This is a genomic window from Psychromonas sp. (assembly GCF_983033635.1).
The window spans coordinates 27,414-31,018 of record NZ_CEZLMY010000032.1 but is presented as its reverse complement, the minus strand read 5'-3'; the positions used below and the strand labels follow the sequence as shown (position 1 = coordinate 31,018).

Annotated in this window: 4 protein-coding genes; all 4 read left to right on the top strand. The window is 39.6% G+C overall.

Going from position 1 to position 3,605, the window contains the following annotated elements; all coding sequences use genetic code 11:
- Positions 1 to 233 (top strand): hypothetical protein (locus AC4GME_RS06725; protein ID WP_490379168.1); only part of this gene is annotated, 233 nt, incomplete at its 5' end.
- A 9-nt stretch (positions 234 to 242) separates the two neighbouring features.
- Positions 243 to 2,408, top strand: coding sequence for a marine proteobacterial sortase target protein (locus AC4GME_RS06720; protein ID WP_490376010.1), 2,166 nt, complete (start codon positions 243 to 245; stop codon positions 2,406 to 2,408).
- Positions 2,405 to 3,088 carry a class GN sortase gene (locus tag AC4GME_RS06715; RefSeq protein WP_490376011.1) on the top strand — a complete coding sequence of 228 codons (684 nt, stop codon included), beginning with the start codon at positions 2,405 to 2,407 and terminating at the stop codon, positions 3,086 to 3,088. Before AC4GME_RS06720 ends, AC4GME_RS06715 begins: the two co-directional genes overlap by 4 nt.
- A gap of 90 nt (positions 3,089 to 3,178) precedes the next feature.
- The coding region (locus tag AC4GME_RS06710) for a prepilin-type N-terminal cleavage/methylation domain-containing protein (RefSeq protein WP_490379167.1) at positions 3,179 to 3,605 on the top strand (427 nt) is incomplete at its 3' end.

Below are 3,605 nucleotides of genomic sequence, written 5' to 3'. Positions count from 1 at the left end.
AAAACAAAGAAAATAACCGTTTAGATCGCCGTGTTGAAATCCATGCTTACCAGGCTGAAATTACCGCCTTAGTTGAGCAGTTAAATAGTCCCAAGTCAGTCCAGCAGCAGCTGGAAACTAAAAATAATAATGATGAAAAAGGGGAATTGTCTGTTAAGGCAGAGAAGCAGGAAATACAGCCGTTAAGCTTTGATTTTAAAACACAATCAATCTCTACAGCGATGGAATTCTAAGGAGTTTTTATGTGCCAGTTCAAACTACAAACTTGTAATAAATACCTGTTATTAATAAAAAAGATGCTAGTTGCCTGTCTATTAATTTCACCCACTTTGTTTGCAAGTGAGCTGGCCAGCATCGAGCCGTCAGCGGGGCTTGTATACCAAACTCAAAGCGGCATAAAACACAGTGCTCCATTGTTAAGAAGCAGGGTAGAGATGCATGTGAATGGTTTAATTAACCGGGTGACGGTGACGCAGATTTTTGAAAATGATAGTGATAATTGGATAAATGCCACTTATCTATTTCCACTGCCTGAAAATGCAGCGCTGGATCACCTCTCTATGAAAATTGGAGAACGTTTGATTATTGGTGAAATAAAAGAGAAACAAGTTGCCAAAAAGCAGTTTGCGCAAGCGAAAGTTTCGGGTAAAAAAGCCAGTTTAATAGAACAAAAACGTAATGATATATTCAGAACGGAAGTTGCCAATATCGCGCCAGGTGAAAAGGTAGCAATCGAAATTGAGTATCAACAGAGTATTCAATATAAACCGGGTATTTTCAGCCTGCATTATCCGATGACAATCACACCACGTTACGCTCCGCCAATGCCGCGTTTGAGCAGAGCTGAGCGTTATAATTACCTGTCGAATCTATTAACTGAGAAACACAGCGAGCAACAACATCTGTTCTGGAATGACAGATGGGACTGGTGGTTACAAAACAATGAAAATCAGCAGCTTGCAGAGCAAACTAGCGTTGTAATTAAAGATAAATCAGATCCGGATCTGCTTGTTGAACTCAAAATTTATCTGCACAGCCCTTTGGAAATAGAGAGTATTAATAGCCCTTATCACAATATCAAAACAGAAAAACTGGGGGCCAGCCTGCAGTTAATATCGTTACAAGATGAAACTGTGATCGCCAATCGTGATTTTGTTTTGAATTGGCAGGTGTTGCAAAGCGAACAGGCAAAAAGCGCATTATTTGTGCAAAATATCGGTGCTGAAAAATATGGACTACTGATGATGATGCCACCTGCTACGCAGTTCACTGAAGCTGCGCGTATTAATAAAGAGGTTATCTTTGTTATCGATGTATCGGGATCAATGTCGGGTACTTCAATAGAGCAGGCAAAGTCCGCGCTAAGTTTTGCGCTTGACCAACTAGCAGAAAATGACACCTTTAATATCATCAGTTTTAGCGATAACAGTGAATTTTTTGCGACAAACTCACTGCCTGTAGATAATCGCAGCAAGGCGATGGCGAAAGTCTTTATCAATCAGTTACAAGCCTCCGGCGGCACTAATATGCAAGTTGCTTTAAAGGATTCATTGCGGGGTAAACGAACTGTGTATGCCGATAAAGAAACTGGACTTCGTCAGGTTGTATTTATTACTGATGCCAGTATCAGTAATGAACAGCAGTTATTAACACAAATTGCAAAACTGTTAGGCAAGAGCCGTCTGTTTATGGTGGGTATCGGCTCTGCGCCTAACCATTATTTTATGAAAAGCAGTGCAAAAATGGGTAAGGGGAGTTACACCAGTATTGGCGATGTGAATGAGGTTAATCGTAAAATGTCGGCACTATTTGAGCAACTTTCCGCTCCTGTATTGCGTGATATACAGCTCAATTGGGCAGATGGCAGCCCTGTTGATTACTGGCCTCAGCCGATAACAGATCTTTATCAAGGAGAGCCGTTACAGGTGGTATTTAAAATACCTGACGGCAAAAAAGCATTACAAATTGCGGGAATAAAGTTTGCACAAAACAGAGCAAAACCGTGGTCACAAGATTTTAGTTTACAGCAACAGCAAAATGCACAAGGGATAGATGTTTTATGGGCAAAAGAGCAGATTGATAGTTTTGATCTTAACCGTGAACTGTCTAATTTAGAAAAACAGCAAAAAATCACAGCGTTAGGTTTAAAGTTTCATATTGTCACTAAACACACCAGTTTGCTTGCCGTTGAACAGAAAGTATCACGTCCGAGAGTAATTGATAGTGTAAATAAACAGGTTAAAACCCATTTACCGCAGGGTAATACGATGCGCTTGCCACAAACGGGATTAGGCAGTGAGCTGTATAAACAGCTTGGTTTGCTATTACTGGTGTTAGTGGCTCTGTTGTGGATATTTGAGTCCTGTTTTTATAAACTTAAAAGTGATTTAGAGGGAGTGTGCAGATGAATAATGCAGATGCTATTGCAATTGATAAGCGCAGATGGAGACGTTTATCTTTGTTTCATAAATCATTATTAATTGTAATGCTTGCTGGTTTATTAATATTTGGCAAAGGGCTGTATATGCAGGGGAAAGCCTTACTTGCACAGCAACTGTTAACCTTTGCCTGGGCGCGTCATCTGCAGGATGGTGAACTGCACAAAGCATGGCCGTGGGCTGACAGTGCACCGTTTGCCCAGTTAAGCATTGCCGGGCAAGATCCCTTGATAATTCTCTCTGGTGCAACGGGCAGTAATTTAGCGTTTGCACCAGCTTGGATGGTTTCTACTGCACCGTTCAACCAAGGCGGTAATAGTGTGTTAGTGGGACACAATGATACTCATTTTAATCAACTTAAAAATATTAAGCCGGATGATGATTTAATACTCACCACCTACCATAATTCAGCTCTATTTTTTCAGGTGATTGAGAGCAAAATTGTTCATGAAAAGGATCTTTCTGTTTTGCAGGCTAGCCCTCAAGAGTTATTAACCCTGATCACCTGTTACCCTTTTGATAGCAATATTGTTAACAGTGATTTACGTTTTGTGGTGATCGCAAAACGCATTAAAGATGCCCGGTCATCAATTGGTCTGGCGTGGCTGGAAAATGCGAAGAAAAGATCACTCACAAAGAGCAGTTTGTGAGTGATTAAGTCCCATTTAGAACCATTAAGCATTAACATTGTTTTTTGTTTAGATAAAATAAGGCCATGAATTTTATGAGAAACATAAACGATGAAAAAGAGTATGTTTAGTAAAGGTTTTACATTAATCGAGTTAGTGATCGTTATTATTATTCTTGGAATACTGGCGGCGACGGCATTACCTAAATTTGTCTCGCTGTCTAAAGATGCAAAAATAAATGTGATAGGCCAAATTAACCTGAGTGTAAAAGTCGCCAACGACTTTATGTTCCTTAAATCTCATTTGCCCAGTTATGCAGCTCAACCTGTAGCTAATCGTGCAGATTTAATTGATGTCGATACCAATGGTGATGGGAATTACGATACACGCTTGAAATGGAACTATTTAGATAATACTGATATTGAAAAACGTATTGAACTATCGGATGATTTTGAAATTGAGTATCAAGGAATTCAATTTACATATATCGGATATGACGCTGATGAAGATAATCAAGTGCGAGATGATAATTGTTATT